The 24498-nt window shown below is 38.3% G+C and carries 19 protein-coding genes; 12 read left to right on the forward strand and 7 right to left on the reverse strand.

Annotated features, from left to right (window positions below):
- Positions 1-85: 85 nt before the first annotated feature.
- Positions 86-718, forward strand: coding sequence for a TetR/AcrR family transcriptional regulator (locus B7C41_RS11240; protein ID WP_085299014.1), 633 nt, complete (start codon positions 86-88; stop codon positions 716-718).
- A gap of 43 nt (positions 719-761) precedes the next feature.
- Here the strand turns inward: B7C41_RS11240 and mutY are convergent, their stop codons facing one another.
- Positions 762-1844 carry an A/G-specific adenine glycosylase gene (gene mutY / locus B7C41_RS11245; RefSeq protein WP_085299015.1) on the reverse strand — a complete coding sequence of 361 codons (1083 nt, stop codon included), beginning with the start codon at positions 1842-1844 and terminating at the stop codon, positions 762-764.
- Positions 1845-1974: 130 nt separating this feature from the next.
- On the opposite strand from mutY, the gene B7C41_RS11250 reads away from it, so the two are divergent.
- On the forward strand, positions 1975-2313 hold the full coding sequence (locus B7C41_RS11250) for a YggL family protein (protein ID WP_085299016.1): 339 nt from the start codon (positions 1975-1977) through the stop codon (positions 2311-2313).
- A 137-nt stretch (positions 2314-2450) separates the two neighbouring features.
- A complete protein-coding gene (trmB, locus tag B7C41_RS11255) occupies positions 2451-3176 on the forward strand; it encodes a tRNA (guanosine(46)-N7)-methyltransferase TrmB (protein WP_085299017.1) in 726 nt (241 codons plus the stop codon).
- A 104-nt stretch (positions 3177-3280) separates the two neighbouring features.
- On the opposite strand, the gene B7C41_RS11260 is transcribed toward trmB, so the two are convergent.
- On the reverse strand, positions 3281-3631 hold the full coding sequence (locus B7C41_RS11260; protein WP_235839695.1) for a hypothetical protein: 351 nt from the start codon (positions 3629-3631) through the stop codon (positions 3281-3283).
- Positions 3632-3776: 145 nt separating this feature from the next.
- Here B7C41_RS11260 and B7C41_RS11265 point away from each other — a divergent pair, with 145 nt between their 5' ends.
- Positions 3777-4820, forward strand: coding sequence for a S1C family serine protease (locus B7C41_RS11265; RefSeq protein ID WP_085299018.1), 1044 nt, complete (start codon positions 3777-3779; stop codon positions 4818-4820).
- Positions 4821-5156: 336 nt separating this feature from the next.
- A complete protein-coding gene (locus tag B7C41_RS11270) occupies positions 5157-6704 on the forward strand; it encodes a methyl-accepting chemotaxis protein (protein ID WP_085299019.1) in 1548 nt (515 codons plus the stop codon).
- 80 nt (positions 6705-6784) lie between these two features.
- On the opposite strand, the gene B7C41_RS11275 is transcribed toward B7C41_RS11270, so the two are convergent.
- From B7C41_RS11275 to B7C41_RS11285, 3 genes are all read right to left on the reverse strand, one after another.
- The gene (locus B7C41_RS11275; protein WP_085299020.1) at positions 6785-10066 is read right to left on the reverse strand and encodes a WD40/YVTN/BNR-like repeat-containing protein; all 3282 of its coding nucleotides are present in this window, start codon (positions 10064-10066) and stop codon (positions 6785-6787) included.
- Positions 10067-10425: 359 nt separating this feature from the next.
- Positions 10426-10905: a methylated-DNA--[protein]-cysteine S-methyltransferase gene (locus B7C41_RS11280; protein ID WP_085299021.1), complete on the reverse strand. Its 480-nt coding sequence runs from the start codon at positions 10903-10905 to the stop codon at positions 10426-10428.
- Between the two features lie 5 nt (positions 10906-10910).
- Entirely contained in the window at positions 10911-12377 is a 1467-nt protein-coding gene (locus tag B7C41_RS11285; protein ID WP_085299022.1) for a DNA-3-methyladenine glycosylase 2 family protein, read from the reverse strand.
- 485 nt (positions 12378-12862) lie between these two features.
- Between B7C41_RS11285 and B7C41_RS11290 the strand changes: the two genes are divergently transcribed.
- The 7 genes from B7C41_RS11290 to B7C41_RS11320 all read left to right on the forward strand — a co-directional run bounded on the left by B7C41_RS11290 (position 12863) and on the right by B7C41_RS11320 (position 23715).
- On the forward strand, positions 12863-15460 hold the full coding sequence (locus tag B7C41_RS11290; protein WP_085299023.1) for a TonB-dependent receptor: 2598 nt from the start codon (positions 12863-12865) through the stop codon (positions 15458-15460).
- A 429-nt stretch (positions 15461-15889) separates the two neighbouring features.
- Complete coding sequence (locus tag B7C41_RS11295) at positions 15890-16933, forward strand: helix-turn-helix domain-containing protein (RefSeq protein WP_085299024.1); 1044 nt, start codon at positions 15890-15892, stop codon at positions 16931-16933.
- 286 nt (positions 16934-17219) lie between these two features.
- The gene (locus tag B7C41_RS11300) at positions 17220-17807 is read left to right on the forward strand and encodes a c-type cytochrome (protein WP_158089120.1); all 588 of its coding nucleotides are present in this window, start codon (positions 17220-17222) and stop codon (positions 17805-17807) included.
- Positions 17800-19107, forward strand: a complete 1308-nt coding sequence (locus tag B7C41_RS11305; protein ID WP_085299026.1) for a cytochrome-c peroxidase — start codon at positions 17800-17802, stop codon at positions 19105-19107. The genes B7C41_RS11300 and B7C41_RS11305 overlap by 8 nt, the downstream gene beginning before the upstream one ends.
- Before the next feature lie 120 nt (positions 19108-19227).
- The gene (locus B7C41_RS11310; protein ID WP_085299027.1) at positions 19228-20742 is read left to right on the forward strand and encodes a parallel beta-helix domain-containing protein; all 1515 of its coding nucleotides are present in this window, start codon (positions 19228-19230) and stop codon (positions 20740-20742) included.
- 176 nt (positions 20743-20918) lie between these two features.
- Complete coding sequence (gene lhpI / locus B7C41_RS11315) at positions 20919-21905, forward strand: bifunctional Delta(1)-pyrroline-2-carboxylate/Delta(1)-piperideine-2-carboxylate reductase (RefSeq protein WP_085299028.1); 987 nt, start codon at positions 20919-20921, stop codon at positions 21903-21905.
- 205 nt (positions 21906-22110) lie between these two features.
- Entirely contained in the window at positions 22111-23715 is a 1605-nt protein-coding gene (locus B7C41_RS11320) for an ATP-binding protein (RefSeq protein ID WP_158089121.1), read from the forward strand.
- Positions 23716-23742: 27 nt separating this feature from the next.
- Here the strand turns inward: B7C41_RS11320 and B7C41_RS11325 are convergent, their stop codons facing one another.
- Complete coding sequence (locus B7C41_RS11325) at positions 23743-24144, reverse strand: CBS domain-containing protein (protein WP_085299030.1); 402 nt, start codon at positions 24142-24144, stop codon at positions 23743-23745.
- Entirely contained in the window at positions 24141-24491 is a 351-nt protein-coding gene (locus tag B7C41_RS11330) for a P-II family nitrogen regulator (protein WP_085299031.1), read from the reverse strand. The genes B7C41_RS11325 and B7C41_RS11330 overlap by 4 nt, the downstream gene beginning before the upstream one ends.
- Positions 24492-24498 lie beyond the last annotated feature (7 nt).

Below are 24498 nucleotides of genomic sequence, written 5' to 3' on the forward strand. Positions count from 1 at the left end.
AAAAAATACTTTTGTTATAAATGAGGCGAGGTATAATTTATTTATGTCTTCTTTTGATTTACTCTGTGGATAATAACAACCAATTATGGATGCTAAACAACGGATATTTGATGCAACATTAAATATCATTAAAACATCGGGAATGCGGGGAGTGCGTCACCGTGCTGTTGCTGCTGAAGCTGGTGTTTCACTTGGTTCAACAACCTACCACTTCAAGAGTATTGAAGACTTAATTAGCTCAACGTTCCTTTACTGGCATGATCAAATTGATATTAATAAGAACAACCATTTTATTTCTCTAGAGCAAGACGTCAGTGATTTTTCGCAGCAAGAAGTTTGTCCAGAGCTATTAGCTGAAAAACTCTACCAAGATGGTATTGAATATTTAAGTGATCAAATATTTACGAAATCGGACGATCGAAGAGTCGAGTTGGCATTCCACAATGAGGCATTAAGAAGTGTACAATTAAGTCAATTACTACTGGCTTCTTGGCAGCAAGAAACAAAAATATTAGCTGATTTATATCAGTTACTTGGTAATGAGTTCCCGGAAGAAGATGCTGAAGTAACCTTTGCCTTAGTGCTGCAATTAGAAAAAAGGGCGATGTTAATTCGGGGTAAACAAGCATTAGCTGCTGAATTTGAAAAAATGAAATTAATTCTTAAAAGGCATATATATTTGGTGACTGGTGCAAGTTTCACTAAAAGTGATGGTTGAATTGCCAAGCTACTTGCATCATCAAGCAGCTTGGCTATATATCTTAAATATGAAGCTGTTTAATGCTTTGAATTAACTGCTTGGTAGATGCTGCAAAGCCAACTGAAGCATTGGTGGTTAAGTTATACCACTGGTGACTGCTATCATCATTTACTGCATTGTTACTACCATATTCACATTCAACTAAAACAGGTTCTATATCTAAATGAAAGTGGCTAAAAGTATGACGAAAGCTTGGTAGCTGTTTTTTTGTTATTGCACGTAATTGATGTTTCGCTAAAGTATCTTCAATTTTACTGTGATCATCAACCTCTAAAAAGCACCATAAACCGCCCCAAATACCTGTTGGAGGACGTTTTTCCATTAATACTTGTTGGTTAACGCGAGGAATAACCATAATAGTATGTTTTTCAGGAATAACTTTTTTAGGTTTCTTTTGTGGATAGTTTGCTTGCTCAGCGCCGGCAAAGGCTAAGCAACCTGTTTGTATCGGGCAAATTTCACATTTAGGTTTAGATCGGGTACAAACCATTGCGCCTAAATCCATCATCGCCTGATTGAAATTAGCAACGCCTTTTTCTGGTGTTAATGCCTCAGTAATTGGCCATAAAGTTTTTTCATAAATCGCTTGTCCGGTATGTCCTTGCACCATGTAACAGCGGGCAAGTACACGTTTAACATTACCATCTAATATTGCGTGATGCTTATGTAGCGATAAACTTAATATTGCGCCCGCAGTAGAGCGACCAATACCAGGTAAAGCAATAACTTGCTCTAACTCATCTGGAAATTCACCTAAATATTGGTCACGAATAATTTTAGCTGACTTATGCAGGTTTCTAGCGCGGGCGTAATAACCTAACCCCGTCCAATGATGCAACACAGTATCTTCATCAGCATTGGCTAAGTCGGTTACGGTGGGAAAGCTTGCCATAAATCGTTGATAATAAGGAATCACCGTAGCAACTTGGGTTTGTTGCAACATTATTTCTGAAATCCAGACACGGTAAGGCGTTTTGTCTTGCTGCCAAGGCAAGTGTTTTCTACCCTGTAATTCAAACCAGTTTAACACTTGGCTTGAAAACAACTGAGCAGATTTGGCTGAAATTGTAGTTTTATTTGTCATAGCGGCGACAGTGTAGCGAATAAAGCTAATATTTTCATTGCAAAAATTTATATTGTCACTATGCTCTCGACCAGAGTAAATATTCGTTATAATAAAGTGCTAAATTTGACTTAGCCTTAAGGGAAAAAACATGAAAGTAACTGCAAAAAATCGTAGTAATCGTTTACGTAAAAAATTACGCGTTGATGAATACCAAGAATTAGGTTTTGATCTTGCTTGGAAACTAGATGATGGCACTGATAGCGAAGCAATCGACACATTTCTATCTAAATTTTTCGATGAAGTAATTGAGCCAAACGGCTTAGGCTTTGGCGGCGAAGGTGATACTTTGTGGCATGGCTTAGTTTGCACACAAAAAATTGGCAAATGTACTGAAGAGCATCGCCAACTTGTTGAAAAATGGTTAACTGATAATGGCGCAAGCGCTGTAACAGTTAGCGATTTGTATGACGTTTGGTGGGCAGCGTAAGCAATCGCTTAGCGCTCTTGTATATTAAAGCGCATAATTAAAAGTGTTGGCAGTAATGCTGTGATTGAAATTCAATCATTAAACACGGATAATATGCGCCCGAATTTTGATGACACATTTAAGTAATTGATAGCATTATGACTGAAAGAACCCATAAAACCGTTGAGCAAGCAGAGCAAGAAGGCAAGTACATTCGAAAAGTACGTAGTTTTGTTAAGCGTGAAGGTCGCCTTACTAATGGTCAGGCAAAAGCATTAGAGCAATTTTGGGCAACTATGGGCTTGAATCATGCTGACGGTATGATTAATCCTAGCGAATTATTTGGTAACGATAACCCTATCGTACTTGAAATTGGTTTTGGTATGGGTAAATCTTTAGTTGAAATGGCTAAAAACGCACCTGAATTAAACTTTATTGGTGTTGAAGTACATCGTCCTGGTGTTGGTGCTTGTATTGGACTTGCACAAGAAGAGGGTGTTAATAACTTAAAAGTGTATGAACATGACGCGATTGAAGTTTTAGCTGACTGCATTCCTCCAGAGTCACTATCAACCGTGCAATTATTCTTTCCTGATCCGTGGCATAAAAAGAAACATCATAAGCGTCGTATTGTACAAGCGAGTTTTGTTGAAGCTATTCGCCAAAAACTTAAGGTTGGTGGTGTGTTTCATATGGCGACCGATTGGGAAAATTACGCTGAATGTATGTTAGAAGATATGACCTCTTCTCCGGGTTATAAAAACTTGTCAGAAAACAATAACTACGTACCTCGTCCTGATTCACGTCCGTTAACGAAATTCGAAAATCGTGGTCAAAACTTAGGTCATGGTGTTTGGGATTTACAGTTTGAAAAACTGGCTTAAGAGTTAAGTTTTTTTAAATATAAAAAAGAGAGCTTAAACTCTCTTTTTTGTCTCTATGATTTGTACAATGTTACTAACTGACGGCTACGTTATTCGATAATTGGTTATCTATGTAATGAGTCACGCTCAATATGAAATAGGTGTTGGCTGTTGCGTAAATTACCGGTTTCTTTTAACCACTGTTCTGTGATTATTTCTCGCATTAACGCAGCTTGTAATATTCTTCCGGTTGAAGCCGTCCAGTAAGTAATGGTTGCTTCTTGGTGAGCTGAATTATTTGGTAGTTGCTCTGAACGCGTTTCTGTCATTTCTTCAACAATACTAGCAATAACTTTAGGTTTTAATTCCTGCGCTATTTGACGCCTAAACTTAGTAAAATGTTTAGCGCGCATAAGCTGCCAAACTAACCAAACTAAAAATATCACTGCGATAACTACAATAAATTCCAAAACCACATTTAAACCACTTCAATAAATAACCGCGCCATCATAGCAGTATTTATAATTCGGCCAAATTATTTTTCATATCAATTCTTTTCACAGCCGTTACACTGAGGTTGAGTCGTTTTTAATGTGATTGATTGTTTAAGGATTAACTTTTATGCGTTGTCGTTTACTTATTGTCTGTATTTCTTTTTGTACGAGCTTATTTTCATTGTCTTCAAGCGCCGATAACTCGGTGCAAAAACTATTTAAAGAGGTTGATAATAGTGTCGTAGAGCTGCATGTGGAATCTATTGCCCAGCCAAACCCTAACCAAGTGCGTTATGAAGCGAGTACCGAGAACTCTTTAGGCTCAGGCGCCGTTATTAGTGAAAATGGTCGAATTTTAACCGCGGCACACGTGGTTGATCGGGCAACTAGCATTGAAGTGATATTTGCTGATGGTACAACTACAACAGGTCATTTAGTTTGGATTAACTCGATGTTGGATCTCGCGATGATCCAAGCCGCTAAGTTGCCAGATAATATTAAGGCGCTGCCTTTAGCTAAATCAGGCAGTTATGAAGTGGGTGAACAAGTGATGGCCATTGGCGCGCCGTATGGCGTTAGTCATAGTTTATCTGTTGGCTATTTAAGTGGTATTCGCGACCAAGACGTTATTCCTGGAACTGATATTGTTCCGCGCTTTATCCAAACTGATGCTGCTATTAATCAAGGTAACTCAGGTGGTCCTTTGTTTAATCGTTCAGGTGAAATTATTGGCATAGTTAGTCATATTCTATCTGCAACAGGCGATAGTAATGGCCTTGGCTTTGCCATTTCAGTGGACTCTATTCATGATATTATTGCGAGTAAACCTGCAGTATTCGCAGGTTTTATTCCACACATCCTAACTGAAATGGAAGCGCATGCACTGAATAACCCCTATGGTTACGGCATGCTTATTCAGCAGGTTATTCCAGGGACCTTAGCCGCGAAGTTGGGTTTTCGAGGTGGTAATTTAAATATTATGCTAGGTGAAAAGCCACTACTTCTTGGTGGAGATATTTTGTTAGAAATATCCGGTCGACGTTTAACCGACCTTGAGTCGATGATCAAATTGCAACAGCGCTTTTCACGCTATGACAAAGGCGAAAAGCTTGTGTTTACCTTCTTGCGTAATGGTGAAAAGAAGCAAGTACAGTGGGTTGTTGATAGGTAAGTTAGTTTGTTAACAAAAGAAGAGACCATATGACCTCTTCTTTATCTCTAACATTTTTTATTATAGAGAATATTATGAAAAATAAGCTTTTATACATGCTTTTTGCTTAGCATTTTAAAAAGTAATTTGGTTGGGGTTACTTTAGACTTTTAACTCTAGTTGATTTAAGTGCTAAATAATTAAAATTTATGTAGATAAATGTTTTGTTACATTCTACTCTGATATTGAAGGTATTTACTTGTAAATGGATTTTCTCGAAGCCTGTACGGCTGAAATTTATTAATGAAGTAAACCGTGACTTAATTGGTTTGCTTAGTTTAAAAGAGGTAAATCATTTTGAGTAAAGAAGTAAAATTTGGGCCGTCGGAAATTCTTCTTTCGACCACAGACCTAGATAGTCATGTTAAATACGTCAACAAAAATTTTTGCAAAATTGCCGGTTATTCACTGGAAGAAATGGTCGGAAAACCTCATAACCTTGTTCGTCACCCTGATATGCCAAAAGCGGCATTTAAAGATCTCTGGTCGTTTATTCAATCTGGTAACTCTTGGATGGGGCCGGTTAAAAATCGCTGTGAAAACGGTGATTATTACTGGGTTAATGCCTTTGTTACGCCAATAAAGGATGAAAGTGGCAAAGTACATGAATACCAATCCGTGAGAACTTGTCCTGAACCTGAGGTGATTAAACGAGCGGAAAAGTTATATCCTAAAATGAATGCTGGCCGCCCAATTCGACAGGCGAAAAAACAGAAAGATGCTACTTTATGGTTACAGTTAATGCTTGTCCTAATGACACTGTTGTCTTTAGCTTCTCTATTTATCAACGAAAGTAATTTAATACTTGACCTAGTAAGCACAGGTATTTCAATTGCAGCGGTTTCTGTGATGTTACTTTGGCGGAAAAAATACCGAACTGTGGTTAATGAAGCCAAACAGGTTTTTGATAATCCGCTAATGAGTTACCTTTATTCAGGTAATAATGATGATGTAGGTTCAATAACGTTAGCATTAAAAATGCGTAAAGCAGAGTTAAATGCGGTTGTTGGCAGGGTAAGTGATGACTCAGTATCGATAACCAATAGCGCACAAGAATCCTCAGAGCGAGGCAATGGCGTGGCAAGAATTTTAGGTGAACAAAAAAATGAAACCGAACAAGTCGCGGTTGCAATCAACCAAATGTTGTCGACGGTACAGGAAATATCTCAAGCGGTAACCAGTGCTTCTGACAGTGCACAGCAAGGCTTAGATATCAGCACAGATGGGCAAGTGATTGTGAAAGAAACGATTAGCGCAATCAATGAGCTTTCCTCACAACTTACTGAAGTTGAAAGTGCTATTAGCCGCTTGATTAATGGCAGTAGAGCGATTACCGCTGTGTTAGGTGAAATTAGCAGCATTGCAGATCAAACTAATTTACTTGCATTAAATGCAGCAATTGAAGCTGCACGGGCAGGTGAACAAGGCCGCGGTTTTGCTGTTGTTGCAGAAGAGGTTCGTGCATTAGCGATGCGCTCACAGCAATCAACCGAAGAAATTAGCAAGCTACTTGAACAGCTAGAAAAGGAGTCAGAACTTGCTACGCAAGCCATGACTAAAGGCAGTCAACTATCAAACAATTGTGTTGAACAGGTAAATAAAACGGGTGATTCATTAACAAGAATAGGATCTGATATTTCTGATCTAGCCAATATGAGTATGCAAATTTCTGCTGCAGTAGAAGAGCAGTCAGTGACTGTTGAACAAATTAGTCAGAATATCGTTTCAATTCGTGATATGTCTTCAGACAGTGAGGCACATGGCCAAGAGGCGGTTCAACTAAGTGATAAATTACTACGCAGACTTAATCAGCAGACGAATTTAGTCGCTCAGTTTCAAAGTTAAATAATAGTAGTGTTTAGCTGCCTATATTATTAAAAAAGGAAGCAATTAAGCTTCCTTTTTTAATGCTCTAAAACTCGTTGCTAATTTAAAGTAATTGGCGTTGTACTGTTAAGTAATCCTAAACCTGATTGACTGTATTGTGCTTTAAATTCAGCAATATCTTTTGCTAAAAAGTTATTAACTTCATCTACTGCTTTTTTCAACGCAATTTTACCTTGTGCTAAGTACAATTCAGCCGTCGGTGATGGCTTACCGTAGCGGCTGCCAGCATAACCCCAAGCAGTAAATATTTTAGAGCTAACTTTGTAGCTTTCATCAACAATACCGTTAGTTTTAGGAATAGAACGTAGGCCTTTATCTAGCGTTGCTATTTTCTTAAGTAGAGCGTCAGCTGAGTTACTTAAGGTTTTTTCTGGACTAGATTTTTCCTTATCAGCGCTAGTCACTTTCCCTAATGCTTTATCAGCCATGGCTTTAATTAGCTCGACATCTTTTTTACTATCAACTAAGGCATGAACCGCTTTGGTTAAGGTTGAATACATATTAACTGCTTGATGTTGTAGGTTATAGCTGGCTGTTAAGTCTTGTTCTGAAACATTAAAACGAGGGTCTTTTAATACTGTTGCCTTAGTTTCAAATTCATGGTCGTTTAACTTAACGGTAATACTGTAAATACCAGGAACCACTTCAGGGCCAGCGGATAAAATGTCTTTATCTTCTTTAGGTTCGTCGCCAGGCATATTTAACGCGCCATCCGACTCTAATCCCCATGCAATACGGTTAATACCTTGCTTAACTTTGCTAACAAATGTTCGAACCACTTCACCTTGGCTATTTTTAACCGTAATGCGCGCCTTGTCTGAAAGCTCTGGCTTATCTTTTTTGGCTTCATCATTATTTTTAGGTTTTTCAGCTTTCTTTTTAGCTGCTTTATCCTTAGCTGCTTTCGCAATGAGACGAGCTTTTTCTTTGTCTTCATCAGGATGCGCTAAATGCTCTCCTGCGGCCATAAATGTCAAGGTAACACCATAAACTTCATTTTCACCAACATATGCAGCGTCACCCCAGAAACGAGAAGACGGCGCGCGGTTAGTGACATATTGCTGACCATCAGAAACATTAAGTAATTTTAAAGGCGTTTTGAATGACTTTTCAGATAAACCGCGTAGCGCGCTGTAATCGTCGATAACAATAATCGAACGACCATGGGTACCTAGCACTAAATCATTTTCACGTTGTTGAATCGCCATATCCATTACCGAAACGGTCGGCACGTTATCATATTTAAACCAAGAATCACCGGCATCAGTAGAAGCATATAAGCCAAGTTCAGTACCTAAAAATAATAGGTTTTCATCAACGTGGTCTTGCTGAACGGAAAGGGCATAACCTTTGATATTTTTCGCAGTTAAGTTCTTAAACTTACTACCGTATTTAGAGGCTTTAAAAATATAAGGCTTCATATCGCCTCGGCGATGATCATCAAAGACAATAAAAGCTTCATCGGCATTATAAAGAGACGGTGTTATATGTGGAACAAAGGCATTTTTTGGTGCTTTACGGGCTTTTTTCTCAACACTTTTCCAAGTTTTTCCGCCATCTTGTGTCACATGAATGCGGCCGTCATCAGTACCAACCCAAATAACGCCTTGTTTAATTGGGCTAGGAGCAATGGCAATAATCGCAGTATTGTTTTCTGCGGCTGTAACGTCAGGCGTTAAACCACCTGAATCTTTATAGCGTTGAAATTCTGGATTATTGGTAGAAAGGTCTTTTGAAATAACTTGCCAAGTGTCGCCTCGGTCAGTCGATTTATGCATAAACTGGCTACCGTAATAAATGGTGTCTTTATCATACGGGTCTTGCGCTAGGCCTGCATTCCAATTGAAACGCAATTCTGTCTCAGGGTTTGGTGGCGGTGGCATAATAAGGCTTTGCTCACCGGTATTAATATCCCAGCGGTTCAAATAACCGCCTTGTGATTGGCTATAGCCTTTTGTTACGTCATCAGGAAATGGCATTGCATCAAAGCCGTCACCAAAACCTATTTCTTGCCAATGAACGTTGCGAATGCCACCACTATGCCAAACTTCTGCTGGGCCTCGCCATGAGCCGTTATCCTGTAAACCGCCATAAATATTGTACGGTTGGGCATCGTCAACACGAATATGATAAAACTGAGAAATAGCTAAGTTTTGCACGAAACGCCAGCTATCGCCTTTGTCTTGGGTGATTGAAACACCACCATCATTACCTAAAATTAGGTGTTTTGAATCATTTGGGTTGATCCATAATGAGTGGTTATCAATATGAATGGTATTGCCAACAGCACAACAATCAACTTTTTCTACTTTACTAAAGGTTTTCCCGCCGTCAATTGAACGGCGTATAAAAGTTGCTATGTTATAAATTACATCAGGATTATTTGGGTCTACTTCAATTTCTGAATAGTAGAATGGTCGGTCAGCAACACCAACTTCATTATTAACGGTTCGCCAGCTGTTGCCGCCATCGTCCGAGCGCATCAAGGCACTTTTTTCAGCTTCTATTAAGGCATAAACAGTATTGGGTTGGCTTTGGGCAACATCAAGGGTTATACGGCCTAAATCACCTTCCGGTAAACCATCCGCGGCAGTTTTCTCCTGCCATGTTTCACCGCCATCAAGGGAAATATACAAACCAGAACCAGGGCCGCCTGATTCAAAACGGTCAGGCCAACGTCTAAACTGCCACATTGAAGCGTAAAGTTTATTTGGATTAGTTGGATCCATTTTTATATCCGTTGCGCCTGTGGTGTTATCAACGAATAAAATTTTCTGCCACGTTTTACCACCATCAACAGTTTTATAAATGCCACGGTCTTTATTTTCTGACCATAAGGTACCAAGTGCGGCAACATAGGCTATATCAGGGTTTGTTGGGTGTAAGGCAATACGGTTAATGTGCTCGGTATTTGCTAAACCCATTTTTTTCCAATTTTTACCAGCATCAATTGATTTATAAATGCCGCCACCAATCGATACCGAATTTCGAACATTACCTTCCCCCGTACCTAGCCAAACAATATCAGGAATTGCTTGGTTGATAGCAATCGCGCCTGTTGAAGCATATTCTTCGTGCTCAAAGATCGGGGTCCACTTCAAGCCTGCATTTTCTGACTTCCAAACACCACCTGACGCGGCAGAGGCATAAACAATGCTAGGGTTTGAAATCACTGCTTCTATATCAGATATTCGGCCACTTGTAGCTGCAGGACCAATATTTCTAACTTTGATGCCTGATAGTAGATCAGTGTCTATGGCGGCTGATGCACTAGTGGCAATAGCCGCAGTAAGCATCAAGGAGGTAAGAGACTTTTTCATCGATTTTTCCCTGTTATTATTGTCGATAATGTTTGGATTACTTTCGTATTATTCGATAATAGTTCAATAGATGGTTTTGATGAATAAATAATCTAGCGAAACTATTTTAAGGTACGCTTATAAAGATAATATTACTTTACTTCAACTAGCTTTATTTGATGATGTTGCTTAAGGCGAGCTGAGGTTACTTATCAATGTTGTATCACTTTATTGTTATAGATGCTGCACTGATAAGCTAAATTGTTTGTTTTTTGAGGTATATGGCGAAATTATTTTGGCGAATTTAATTATTAATAAAAATAACTACCAAATTATATGTAATTGTTTAGTAGCTATTTTTACGATTTTATATTCATTGTTTAAGGTTTGAATTGCGCGCCTTCATGCATTAATAGTTTTGCTTTTAGTGCTAAACCGCCAGCATAACCCGTTAACTTACCATTACTGCCAATAACTCTATGGCAAGGTACTATTAAGGCAATAGGGTTGGCACCATTTGCTGTCCCGACAGCACGTACTGCTTTTTCATTGTTAATGCTTTTAGCAATCCAGCCATAGCTTTTAGTTTCGCCACAAGGAATTTTGCTTAGTGCTTGCCAAACTTGTTTTTGAAATGCGGTGCCTTTTGGGGCTAACGGCAAGTCAAATTGAGTTCGTTCTTCATTAAAGTATTCAGTTAACTGCTGAATGACTTCGGCAAATTTACTAGTATCTTCGGTTAAGCCCATGGTTAAATCGATTGGTGACTTACCCGCTTGAAAGGCTAGTGCGCTTAAGCCCTCATCATTAGCCGTTAAGGCGATTTCACCTAAAGGTGATTGATAAATACAATAATACATAACGCTTATTCCTTTATATCAGTTTTGATATTGTTTTCAGTTGTGAGTTGCAGTGACTGCCATAAATAAATAGCAGCGTAGGCACGCCAAGGACGCCAAGTTTCTGCTAACGCTAAAATATCTTTATTTTTCGGTTTTATGTCATCGATTGTTAGCGCTTTAATAATGCCTAAGTCGGCGCTAGGAAATGCATCAGGGTCGCTCAAACCGCGCATGCCTATATAGTTTACCGTCCAGGGGCCAATACCTTTGAGTTTTGTTAATGCAGCTTCTAACTCTTCAATGGTTAAGCCTTTGGCAAATATACTTTCGTTTTCTTTAAAAAAGCTCACCCAAGTTTGCAATGTTGCGATACGTGACCGTGTTAAGCCGATATCTTGATAATCTACAGCCATTAGGGCATCAATTTTTGGAAAATACTTTGAGGTTTTAATATTCGCTGGTTGCTCTAATTCAGCAATATTTTCGCCATATTTTTCGGCAATACGTTGTGCCAGTGTTGTTGCGCCTTTTACCGATATTTGTTGACCTAATATCGCACGAATAGAAAATTCGAAAATATCCCAGCAACCCGGTAAACGTAGGCCCGGAAAGTTTTCTATCACTGATGCTAATTTAGAATGCTTCATCAAGTGTTGATGAACTATTTGCATATCGGCATCTAAGTCGAACATACGACGAACACGCACAATGATTTGGTGTAAATAACTATAATCAGTAAGCTTTACGGTTAGATTCAACGCGTTTTTCTTTTTATGGTGAGTTACTTTTATCCAGCCACGGCAATCATCAAGTTCAATGGTGCGAAAGTAATGCTCAGTACTTATATCTTCTATGTTGCTCATTTTTCTTGAACGGAAAAAACTCAGCATTAGTGGCCAATCGAATGGTGCTTTGTAAGGCAGCAAAATAGTGACTTGGCTGTCAGATGAGGTGACTTTATTACCCCTGATATCACTCGGTGTAGTTTGATAGGCTTGTAAAATCACTTCATTAAAGCGTCGAATACTATTAAAACCTGCGGCAAATGCAACGTTTGTAATACTTAACGGCGTTGAAATGAGTAGTTTATGGGCAAGTAATAAACGTTGTTGATGAAAAAACTCACTTGGCGGTAAGCCATAATATTGAATGAATAGGCGGCGAATTTGCCTTTCGCTAATATCTAGTTGTTGTGAACAGCTTTGTAAACTGTAGTTATTCTCATAATATGCTTGGGTAATTTGTTTTATTTTACGCGGCAAAGGCAGGTTCGGCGCTAATTGAGGAAAACAACGTTTACAAGGACGAAAGCCTGACTGTTGAGCTAATTCTGCACTTTCATAGTATTTTACGTTTTCTGGTTTTGGTGGCCGTGCAGGACAAACTGGGCGGCAGAATATTCCAGTGGTGAGTACCGCGGTGAAAAACTTACCATCAAAACGCGCATCTCGACTTAACCTAGCGTTTTCGCAAACCTCAACACTTAACATATTTTCTTCTCATGATGATTAACTGGTCTAGCATGACTATTAGTTTGATCATACGTTAGGGAATCTAAATGACTAGCGATAATCGGACAATACCTAAAATATAACTTGATAACTTAAATTCAGAGTAATTAGTTCCCTTATTGAGCACTTAGTTTTGTAAGTTATTTTTATAAAATAGTTGATGATTGAGGCTATTGGTAAACGAAAAAATTGCGCTTTTTAATGTTATTTTATAAGTGCTTTTTTATGGTTTCAAATAACTGATAGGTAATTAGTTTATGATTTATCACGCTTTTTAAATAAAAACTTAATGATTTTTAATATTTCGTCAGTGATTTTTAACATTACGCAAGCTTTTTATTTTTTTGGTTTATATAGTGATTATTGAAAATATAAAAATAATCAGGTGATATGACCGAAAATATTTATGCTTCGGCAATATAACAAAAATAAATAGCCATTTTAGATCACTAGGGGAAACAATCATGAAGTATCTTTTAGAAAGTAACTGTCGACGATTCCATGTTAAAAAGCATCGAGTTGCAAAAGCTGTAATATCAGCATTATTGTTTGCACCCTTATCAATTTTTGCTGAAGAGCAACAAGATAAAGAGATAGAAATTGTTACGGTTACGGCACAAAAGCGGGTCCAAAATATTCTCAAAGTTCCGGTGACTGTTGGTACGGTTAGTGCTGATACAATTGAGGAAAGTGGCTCGGTGCTATTGAGTGATATCGATAAATTTATCCCCGGTTTTGACTTTTCTGATAGTAGCATGACGCAAGCTGGTGTCACCATGCGAGGCATTTCTAGTCCAAATATTAGTGTTGGTGGCGATCCTTCTTCTGCAACATTCTTTGATGATGTTTACATGCCTCGTGCGGCGCAAAATGTTGTTTTCTCTGATATGGCGCGAGTAGAGATTTTAAAAGGGCCACAAGGGACGTTATTTGGTCGTAATGCTGCGATGGGGGTGGTTAGCATGGTGCCAAATGCACCTCATGCTGACTTTGAAGGCTTTATTAAAGCAACTTTAGGTACAGATGATCTGCAGCGCTATGAAGGGATGATTAATGTACCGCTTGCGGATAATTTTTATATGCGAGCTAATTTTCTGACTAATACTCAAGACGGCTTTATTGATAATGTTGCACAGCCAAGTTGGAATAATAATTTTAAAGTTTGGGATTTAGGCGCGCGTGATCATAGTGCCGCGCGAGTTTCATTTTTATGGGATATATCACCAGCAACGAATTTACAATTTTCTTACGACTGGGATGATTTGGAGCAAGCACCGCCAATGGCGATAGCCATTAGTGAGTATGGCTACAACCAGGGGCAATCATTTTTTGCCAATAAAGCTGAGAATGATGTCCGCAATGGTGTTGAAGCACGTGACATGTATGGTGTTACGACGAAGCTAAACCATGAGTTTAATGAAGAATGGTCGATGAAGTATGTGTTAAGTTACCGTGATTGGGACACGGTAAACCGTCAAGATGAAGATGGTACGGCGAATATTACCCGCTACTTTGATACGTCGAACAATGAAGATTCCGATATTCTTTATACCGAATTACAGTTCAATTATGTCAGTGAAAAAATTAATGCTGTTGCTGGCTTTTCTTATTCAAAAGAAAAAGTTTCACAAACAACAGAGCTAAATTTAACCGCAGATACTGCCGCCCGATTAATTACTGGTGAGCTAAATAGCTTTATTAAGAATGGTGTTTCTGAGCAAGTAGGCGCGATGATCGGTGGAACATCTGATGCCCATGCGGCTGGAGCGTTTGGACCAGGAGTAACATTTGCTGGTGCTGTAGATAGCTTTTATGCATTATCAGGATTCCCTATGGATCATATGTGGAATGCAAATGAATGGTCAAATGCTTTAAATGCTTTGGGGTTTGCGGATGCTATTATGGCTGGTATTGGTATGCCTGGTATGCCGCTGACGGCTGATGTTGTCAATGCCACAGGCGATACTACATACGATATTGTGGCTGCCCAACTGGGCATTGCTGAAGTTTTTGGCCCTAGCTATTCTGGTCAGTGGTGGGGGGAAACAGTAAATAATACTGGTGATTTTACCAATTGGGGAATATTTGCTGATATTGATTATGCCGTAACTAATCAGTGGAATGTTATCGCAGGTTTACGTTACTCCAAAGATAAAAAAGATTTTACTTGGTTAATTCCAAAAACGACATTTGCTCAGCAAGTGCCAGGCGTGAGCAATTTAATCTTTCCTGAGGTTGATTTAAAAGCATCGGATGATTGGAGCAAAGTTACTGGGCGATTAGTAACAAGCTATCAACTAAATGATGATCATATGATTTTTGCATCTTATTCCACAGGTTATAAATCTGGTGGTTTTGATTCATTGGCGCCAAGTATGCAATCATTTGCGCCAGAAGATACTACGAACTATGAAATTGGCTACAAAGCTATTTTATGGGGCGAAGTTGTTGCCAATGTTAGTGCTTACTACCTTGAACTTGATAATTTACAAAAGCGGATTGATTCGAAAGTACCGGGTTCACTTCAAGCAACTCCCACTATTATTAATGAAGATAGAGAAATAACTGGTATTGAATTTGACTTGTCATGGACGGCAACAGACAGTTTAACGTTAGGTATAGTATCTGAAATACGTAGCTCTGATGTTTTCACTCCAGACTTCTATAATGGTGAAGGTGAACTAATTTCAGCACAAAAATCGTCAAAAGATGCTAGTGCCAACTACACCCTGACTTTAGATTGGATGCCTGATTTAGGTTTAGGTAATACCAACCTTCATCTTGATTATGTCTTTGTTGAGAATATTAATGATGAAGAAGTCGGTATCGAAGATTATAAACTAGCGGTTCCTGAGTACTTTAAAGATACTAAAAGTTTTAATGCACGCATGTCTTGGACAAGTGAAGATGACACAATAGAACTTGGTTTATGGGGTAAAAATTTGTTTGATGAGCGCCATATGTTGTCAATCGGTGGCTTAACAGCCAATGTTATTGGTACGCCATATGGACGTATTAATAGAGGGATAGAAGCGGGTGTTGATGTAAAATATTCTTTTTAATGCAATTAGGCAGCTAGTCGCAGTGTATTTTGGCCCGATGAATCATCGGGCTTTTTATACTTAGGCCTTTCTCAGATATCCTGTCTTTCAAGACATTAGTGCACCTCGGTAATTGCTCCTGCACTACCCTAATATCTTACATCCCTGTAAGAACATGCACGTTGATGAATAGTCGCCTTTTTTGTTCTAGACAAAAGCTCCGTATTTACATCTATGTAGACAATGTTTTGATCACATGGCCGTTCCTTGTCATCTTTCACTTTATGACATTAAGACGTCTTATATGTAGATATATTAATGTCTTGCTTACTCTCTAATTTATCAATTAAAAAACTTTTTAAGTTTCCCTTTATCTAAATACCTGTTTATTATTGGTAAAACTATACCAACTGGTATTACCTTTTATAAAAATAATAAACTAAGTTATATATGACTGAAATTATTTCTTTTTTCGCGACTTTTTCTTTTGCTCAAGCTGTACTTTGTGCATTGTTATTATTACCAAAGCAACAACAAAACCCCTCGATTCGCTTGTTTGTCGGTCTTATGATTTGCGTTAGTTGTTATTTATTACGTGATATATTCCCTGCTTTAGTTCCATATTCTTCTTTTTGGTGGCTGGAAAAGATTGGAGGTAATGCCTTGCCGGGCGTATTTTGGTTAGTCAGTTTAAGTGTGTTTGCTGACCATGTTATTTTAAAACGCTGGCAATACCTTTTAGCGTCGTTAACTTTATTTATTCCATTATCGATGATTTTTGGCTCTTTGTTGTTCGGTGTTAACATCAATCAGTTTTCTATGTTGGGATTGATAACAAAGTATAGTGCAATGGCGCTAGAGCTTGCTTTGGTTTTTCATGCCCTAATTATAGCTATTCAGCATTGGCGTGATGATTTAATACAACAACGTCGTTATATTCGCGGAGGTGTGCTCAGTTTGTCAGCGGTTTATATTTTCATGGTGATTTTTGCTAATGAATTTCTCGATATTCAGTGGGTAATGTTGGGTGGTGCAATTAGTATCGTTATGGCAATACTAATTACAGGTGTCAATTTCTTCTTGTTTAACCTCAGAGATAGTAGCTTATTTATTACGACAGAACCTCCTACTTTGGAAGATAATAATGTTGTCGTGAGTACAGAGCTGATTAAAATTACACAAGCAATGGAGCAAGAGAAACTTTATCGGCAAGAAGGGATCACCATTGCAAGTTTTTCACAACACCTAGCCATTCATGAATATAAACTACGTCAGTTGATAAATGGCGAACTAAACTATCGTAATTTTAATGATTTTTTAAATTTTTATCGCATTCAGGAAGTCAGTGAAAATTTGACCCGGACTGAAAGCAAAAATATGCCTGTATTAACGTTAGCATTGGAAAGTGGCTTTAGAAGTTTGAGCTCTTTCAATAAAGCTTTTAAAGCGACTTATGGCCTAACGCCAACAGAATACCGTAAAAAACATCAGTAATTGAAACATTTACTCAGCACTATTTATTAATTCGTCAGAGTTTTCTAGTTATTCGACAGCTTTTTATGATTTAGCATTTTATAGTCAGTTCATCCCGTCTTATTAAAAGAACTGATATATGTCGCAGCGACTCTTAGGTATTAATTTGAGTGATAAAGCTTCTTGCCTTACTAGAGATAAAATCTCATTTCGAAGTGTTCTCCTAATATTTTTTCTAAGCTTTTTCTCCTATTCTCAGGTTGTTTATGCAGCCAAACATAATGAGTTATCACAAAAAGCTAATCAAATGTTAACCGTATGCAAGGATTGTCATGGCAAAAATTTGTCGGGACAAGAAATGCTTAATGCTCCTGCCATTGCTGGACAATCTTTACTTTATTTGACTAGGCAAATAGCCAAGTTTAGGAACGGTTCAAGAGGAAAACATAAAGATGACAGCACAGGGCAACAAATGGCAAGTATAGCCATAACGCTAAATGATCCTGAAAGCCTTTTAGAAGTTAATCAATATATTAGCAGGCTGACATTCATTGAAGAGGTAACTAATCTAAATACAACTAAAGCGACCGCATCAATATCGCAATTAAGGCTGGGCAGTAATTATTATCAAGCTAAGTGTGGTGCTTGTCATGGCGGTAATGCACAAGGAAATGACAAAATGTTAGCTCCTAGGTTAAATCATTTGTCTCCCACTTATCTTTTAAAGCAAATGGCAAATTTTTCAAATGCTACCCGCGGTGGTGGCAGTGATGATAAATATGGCCGGCAAATGGCGATGATGGCTAAAATAAGTGCTGGGCAAGAACTCGATAATATCATTATGTTTATCAATAGCCTTACCAATAAAATCATTGTTAGTGATGATAATGAATAATAGCTATTTAACTTCCCATATATCACAGGTGAAAAATAAACTATCTTTCCTTGCTTGTAGTTTATTTTTACTCTTTATTTTAGGACTGTATTCACATGTTTTTGCTGCTGAAAATTGGCAGGGTAGTGTTATACAAGTAAGTTCTGAGCAAGCAAAACACTTAACAGTTGAAGATACTTATAAATTAAGTTCTACGTGTCCAGCTAGCTTTGAATTAACTGCCGCTGGTGTTTGCCGCTTGCTCACTCAGTATCAGTTTTATGACTCAGTACAGAATAGGGGATTAGGCGGAACAAAAACGGCATTGCCGCCACACCGTGATGGTTTTACGCCAGAACAAATTGATTTAGGACGCTATTTATTTTTTGACCCTTTATTATCAAAAGATGGCTCGATATCTTGTGCAAGTTGCCACCAACCAAACAAAGGCTTTAGTGATGATTTAGATAGAAGCGTTGGCATTACCGGTGAAAAGGTTGCACGCAGTGCGCCTTCATTATGGAATGTTGCCTTTTTAGATAAATTTTTCTGGGATGCAAGGGTAAAAACTTTAGAAGAGCAAGCGCAAGGGCCGCTGTTTGATGCGATGGAAATGGGTAATTCACCTGAACAGCTGCTAAGTTCTTTACAACAGAATTTTGGGTATAAAATGTTATTTTCTCAGGCATTTCCTAAAGATAATGAGTTGGCCTTATCGCAGGTTTACACTGCGTTGACTGCGTTTCAGACCTCTTTGATCTCACTTAATAGTCGTTATGATCGTTATGCTCATGGTTATCATCAAGCATTAACCGACAATGAAGTGGCGGGACTTAATGTTTTTCGATCGTTTGTTGCCCGATGTGCAGAGTGCCATCAACCACCGTTATTTACTAATAATCAAATTGCAGTCATTGGCACACCTGAGCCAAAAGGACGAGAACGTGATATCGGTGCGGGTAAAACATATAACGCTGAAAAATTACGTGGCGCTTTTAAAGTGCCGACTTTGCGCAATATTACAAAATCAGCGCCTTATATGCACTCAGGCCGTTATCAAACCTTACGAGAATCAATAAAATTTTATAATGATGGTCGCGGTAATGCGATTCCCGAAGGAGAACGTATGTATCTTCATTGGCATATATCTGAGCCAAATTTAACTGATGCAGAAGTCGGCCTTGTTGTTGAGTTTTTGGCCACACTAACAGATGAAAGTTTATCGCCAACAATACCAATCTCATTACCTTCAGGTCTTGCGCCGGTAGATGAAAATTTTCAGGCCAAATTACATATGCAACGACGAAATTTAAATAAGTAAAGAAAGATAAAACAAAATAATCGCACTCGCAGCATTCAAGTAAAATTAACACAGCGATTAGAGTAGGAACTAACAGGCAAACTAACAATAAAAACATAATAAAGCAGGGTGGGGAATAATATGAAGTTGAGTAAACTTATTGCCGCGATATTGATTGTGGGTGCTTTCGCGGTAGGCTTGTACTTAGGCACTAAACAGAATAACGTACCAGTGATCACTAACAGTGCAGAAGGCGCAAGTTATGGTGGTGGTTATGATCAAAGTGTTGATACCAGCGCTAAGGTCAAAAGCACAGTGACTAAGCGCACTAAGGCTGGAGAAACGCATATTGTTGAAGATGGCCAAACTATCATGGCAGCAGTGAAATTAGCTAAACCTGGTGACACTATCCAAGTTATGCCTGGTACCTATCATGAAACCGTTTATATAGATAAAGATGATATTCGCATTATAGGCGTAGTCAAAGAGGGCAAGCGTGCCACCCTTGATGGTGAGAAAAAACTTAATGATGCCATTTTGTATTCAGGTAATAATTTTATTGTCGAGAATATGCAAATTTCCAATTACAAAGGTAATGCCATTATGGGCCAAGCTGGTAATAACTTTGAAATTCGTAATAATATTATTATTGATACTGGGGTTTATGGTATTTTCCCACAACTCGGTAAAAATGGCATTGTTGAATACAATGTGATTTCCGGCATTGAAGATGCCGCTATTTATGTCGGTATGAGTGATAATATACATGTTGCTTATAACAATGTTTTCGATAGTGTTGCAGGTATTGAAATTGAAAACTCTCGTCATGCAATAGTTGAAGACAATTATGTGCATGGTAATACGGGCGGGATTTTAGCTTTTATTACCCCAGGCCTACCAATAAAAACTACCTTTGATGTCATTATTCGCAACAATTTCATTTCTAATAATAATCATAAAAACTTCGGTGCGCCGGGATCTACTGTTGGTGGCATACCAGCAGGTACTGGCATCTTAGTGATGGCAGCAGATGATGTTATCATTGAAGGTAATATTATTTCTGGCAATAAAACGGCCGGTATACTAATCACTGACCACCATAATGCCCCGAATACCACCATAGACCCTGAATCTGATCCAAGCCCAGACCGTGTGATGATTTTAGATAATTTAATGCATAATAACGGCTATGACACCATTGATGAAGTTAAGGCTTTGATGCTAACAGAACTAAAACAAGGAGAGCCAGATATTATTCGCGTTGGTACAAGCAATGACAGTTGTATTATTAATCGGCATCGTTATGTTTCTGTTGGGGTGAATAGTTGGAAAGAGTGTGAGTTTACTAATACTGCGTCGATTGATAGCTATTTATTAGATGAACCTGTTGCACCGCGTGTTATTGACCCTTCTGAGCGTGGTAAAGTGGTCTATGAAGGTATCTGTGCTGGTTGTCATACCTATACTGGGCGTATGATTGGGCCGCCAGTTCAAATTATTCAGGCACTGTATATGGAAAATCCACAGGGTATCGCTGACTATATTAACAAGCCGGTTAAAAAACGTGATGATTATCCTGAGATGCCACCACAAAATTATTTAGATGCTGAAACTCGCATGGCTGCGGCAAAATATATGCTAAGTCGAAAGAAATAATTACGCGTTTTATCTAGTGCGTATCGAAACAGTGGCCTTGTTAAATTTTAGCAAGGCCATTTTTGTAATGTTTCAGCGAAAATAGCCAGCAGAGCGATTATTGATATGTTAAATGTGTATACAGTATGCAATAATTACTGGTAATTATTGCTTTGTTTATATTTTAAGAGGTCTCCATGCTGACGATCAATGCTGAAATCGTTAACCACGCGTTATCATTTCCAAAACTTGTCAATGAGCTAGAGCAAGCTTTCGCGAGCGATGTAACTGTGCCGCCACGTTTGCACTTCGATATGGCTAACCCGAACGCTGCGCGTGAAACAACGTTACTAATAATGCCGGCATGGCAAGCAGGAGAGGTCGCCGGTGTTAAAATTGTGACGGTTGCGCCAGAAAATGGTGATAAAGGCTTGCCGTCTATACAAGGCTCGTACCTATTGATGGACGTTGATACGGGCGCTATGATTGCCATGATGGATGCGCCGGCATTAACAGCAAGAAGAACGGCTGCCGCTTCAGCGTTAGCATCTCGTTTTTTATCACGCCAAGACAGTGAAACCTTACTTATGATTGGTACCGGAACCTTGTCAAGTAAGCTTATTGAAGCGCATGCTAGCGTCCGTTCACTTAAAACAATATATGTTTGGGGCCGAAATAAAGCCAAAGCGGAAGCTATCTGTCAGCAAGTAGCCCATTTAAATATTGATTGTCATGCTGTTGATGATATTAAAGGTTATATTAGTAAGGCTGATATCATTTCCTGTGCCACGTTAAGTAAAGAGCCACTAGTTTTGGGTAAGTGGTTAGTGCCTGGACAGCATGTAGATATGGTTGGTTCGTACCGACCTGATATGCGAGAAATGGATGATGAATGCTTAACTAAATCACGATTATTTGTAGATAACTTTGAAAGTGCATTACGTGAAACTGGTGATATGACTATCCCCCTACAGCAAGGTGTTATCAGCCAAGAACAGATAGAAGCAGATTTATTTTCCTTATGTAAGAAAGAGTTTGTCGTTCGCAGAAATGAGCAAGATATTACTATTTTTAAATCAGTTGGTCATGCATTAGAAGATTTAACTGCGGCTAAGCTTGTTGCTGACTTTGCTAACGCGAAATCAGCAGCAGAGCCCATAACAATCGAGCCGATGATATTTTAATAGTTCCGAGTATTCTTTACTACCATTTATAAATGATTTCATTGCTCTTCCAAGTAAGCTAGCGCATACAAGCATTAAATTTGTTGGTTTGGTATTTGACTTTATAACTCACTACTATATAAATGGTGCTACGATGTGAGGAAAAGGTAATACTAAACTCGCTTTAGTATTATATAAATGGCAACTGAGATTCATGGATAAGATAATGTCGAGTAAGGGCACATTTAATAATAAATTAAGCCGACGTGTATTTGTTTATATTTTCTTATGTAGTGCATTTTTATCAGTTTGCTCCACCATTATTCAGTTATATGTTGATTTTGAAGATGGTGTTTCTGCCTTAGATGAGCGTTTTAATAACGTTGAGTTAAGCTTTAACCAATCAATATCCACTAGCCTTTGGGATTTTAACGAACCCTTAGTTGAGCAACAAATTGGCGGTATTCAACGCCTTCCTGACATTCGACATGTAAAAATCACTACGAGTTTTGGCAAAATATATGAAGTAGGTAATGTTATTTCGAATCCTGAAAAAGTTGAGCATTACTCAATAAAATTCGAGGGCAACACTATTGGTACTATGGTAATTTCTGCCGACTACCAAGATATTTATCAAGATATAAAGCAAAAAGCAGGCTTTATTATTACCTCTGAATTTATCAAAATTTTCATGGTGGCATTTTGTACGTTTTACATTGTGCATTGGCTGATTACCAAACATCTATATCGAATTACTCTATATTCAAAAGAATTAAGCGGGCAAAATCTAGACGTGCCATTGACATTAGAGAACCGTAAGCAAGAAACTGATGAACTTGATGAACTAGTTGATGCGATTAATGGTATGCGTTTAAGTTTAAAAACTGACATTTTTAAATTAGAGGATGCAGAAAATGCCTTGATAAATCTTAATGCTGACTTGGAAATCAAAGTCTATGAACGTACGGCGAAATTAGCGGAAAGTAATCAACAATTACAACAATCTTTAAATGAATTAACACTAGCTAAAGACCAACTTGTACAGTCTGAAAAAATGGCCTCTCTCGGACAATTAGTTGCTGGGGTTGCCCATGAAGTAAATACCCCTTTGGGGATTTGTGTAACTTCAGTTAGTGCTTTGAAAGAAAAAATCTCTGAACTAAATGATGCCTTAATAGAAGAAAAATTAACGAAAAAACAGCTGACGTCAATATTGAGTCTTTTTGTCGAATATGAACAAATCATAGAACGTAGTCTAAATAAAGCCGTCGATTTAATTCGAGGCTTCAAATCTGTTGCAGTCGAACAACATACCGACCCTAAAATAAATATTAATTTAGCTCAGCATGTTAGTGATGTGGTAAATACTGTAAAAACCCTATTCAAACAAAAGAACTACGCCATTAAAATTAGTGTTGATCCTGGACTTAATTTAGTGACTTTTCCTAGTGCTTGGAATCAAATACTGACTAATTTTTTGACTAACTCGCACCTCCATGGTTTTGAAGACCGCACTGATGGTGTAATTAGTATTGATTTTCAAGTTGATGATGAAAATTTAGTACTGGTATACCAAGATGATGGCAAAGGTATTAATACCGATGTTAAAGATAAAATATTTGACCCATTTGTTACTACTAAGCGTGGATTAGGTGGCTCGGGCCTTGGAATGAATATTGTTTATAATTTAGTGAACACTAAACTCGGTGGTACGATTAAAGTACTTGAAATCGAGCATGGCTGCTGCTTTGTTGTTAAAGTTCCTTTGATACTCGAACAGGAAGTACAGGCAAAAAAAAAAGGTATACCTAATTTAAAAGTTATACCTTAGTTTTATTGAATGTATGCTAACGGTGACTTACTCATCACCTAATAACGTCAGTACCATATTCGTGTAATTTACTAGCCCTAGCACTTCTTGATTTTCGATAACGGGTGCAGTGTTGACGCCAAAATTTTCGAACAATCTTGCACAGTAGCGCACGTCCATTTCCGGGGAAACAGATAACAATGGCTTTGCCATAATTTCATATAAATTGACTCGATCAGGTGAGCGATCTTTGGCAATAACCTGCTTAGCGATATCTGATAATAATACTAAACCGAACTCGTCATTGTCGTGGCGTTTATTTATGATTAAGGCATTCACATTATGCTCTTTAGCAAGCTTTATGCCCTCTGCAACCGTTACCATGCCATCAGTAAATTGATAACTGTCTGTAGTCATCGCATCTTTAACTTGCACTAATTTATGACTCATATTTCTTCCTCAATTTTACCTTTCAAACGTTCAACTTGATGAGCGACACCGACAGCGTCTTGTATATCTATTTGTATTGCTATACCTCTGCCAGGCTCTTTATCAAAGCCAGCTATAAAAGCAATACGCTCAAGAATTTTTCGACATAAATGCTCTTCGACAACAAATAATAATACATCACGTTGCGTTTCTAGCTGCATGCCAAAAAATGTTCTTTGTCGTTTAATGCCTTCGCCACGCGCATTGTTAATAATGGTAGCGCCTGTAGCGCCAGCCATGCGAGCCTCTTTCATCACCTTTTCAGTAACCGCATCTTCTACAAATGCAATGATCAATTTAAAGTGCATTGTGTGT

This window comes from Cognaticolwellia mytili (assembly GCF_002104475.1).
GTDB classification, from domain to species: Bacteria; Pseudomonadota; Gammaproteobacteria; order Enterobacterales; family Alteromonadaceae; genus Cognaticolwellia; species Cognaticolwellia mytili.

Coding starts and splice junctions, on each gene's coding strand:
- B7C41_RS11325 (WP_085299030.1), bottom strand. CDS start 24,144: ATGAGTCATAAATTAGTGCAAGTTAAAGATGCGATGACTACAGACAGT.
- B7C41_RS11295 (WP_085299024.1), top strand. CDS start 15,890: ATGACTGAAATTATTTCTTTTTTCGCGACTTTTTCTTTTGCTCAAGCT.
- B7C41_RS11285 (WP_085299022.1), bottom strand. CDS start 12,377: ATGTTAAGTGTTGAGGTTTGCGAAAACGCTAGGTTAAGTCGAGATGCG.
- B7C41_RS11265 (WP_085299018.1), top strand. CDS start 3,777: ATGCGTTGTCGTTTACTTATTGTCTGTATTTCTTTTTGTACGAGCTTA.
- B7C41_RS11280 (WP_085299021.1), bottom strand. CDS start 10,905: ATGTATTATTGTATTTATCAATCACCTTTAGGTGAAATCGCCTTAACG.
- B7C41_RS11275 (WP_085299020.1), bottom strand. CDS start 10,066: ATGAAAAAGTCTCTTACCTCCTTGATGCTTACTGCGGCTATTGCCACT.
- B7C41_RS11250 (WP_085299016.1), top strand. CDS start 1,975: ATGAAAGTAACTGCAAAAAATCGTAGTAATCGTTTACGTAAAAAATTA.
- B7C41_RS11320 (WP_158089121.1), top strand. CDS start 22,111: ATGTCGAGTAAGGGCACATTTAATAATAAATTAAGCCGACGTGTATTT.
- mutY (WP_085299015.1), bottom strand. CDS start 1,844: ATGACAAATAAAACTACAATTTCAGCCAAATCTGCTCAGTTGTTTTCA.
- B7C41_RS11305 (WP_085299026.1), top strand. CDS start 17,800: ATGAATAATAGCTATTTAACTTCCCATATATCACAGGTGAAAAATAAA.
- B7C41_RS11300 (WP_158089120.1), top strand. CDS start 17,220: ATGTTAACCGTATGCAAGGATTGTCATGGCAAAAATTTGTCGGGACAA.
- lhpI (WP_085299028.1), top strand. CDS start 20,919: ATGCTGACGATCAATGCTGAAATCGTTAACCACGCGTTATCATTTCCA.
- B7C41_RS11240 (WP_085299014.1), top strand. CDS start 86: ATGGATGCTAAACAACGGATATTTGATGCAACATTAAATATCATTAAA.
- B7C41_RS11310 (WP_085299027.1), top strand. CDS start 19,228: ATGAAGTTGAGTAAACTTATTGCCGCGATATTGATTGTGGGTGCTTTC.
- trmB (WP_085299017.1), top strand. CDS start 2,451: ATGACTGAAAGAACCCATAAAACCGTTGAGCAAGCAGAGCAAGAAGGC.
- B7C41_RS11330 (WP_085299031.1), bottom strand. CDS start 24,491: ATGCACTTTAAATTGATCATTGCATTTGTAGAAGATGCGGTTACTGAA.
- B7C41_RS11290 (WP_085299023.1), top strand. CDS start 12,863: ATGAAGTATCTTTTAGAAAGTAACTGTCGACGATTCCATGTTAAAAAG.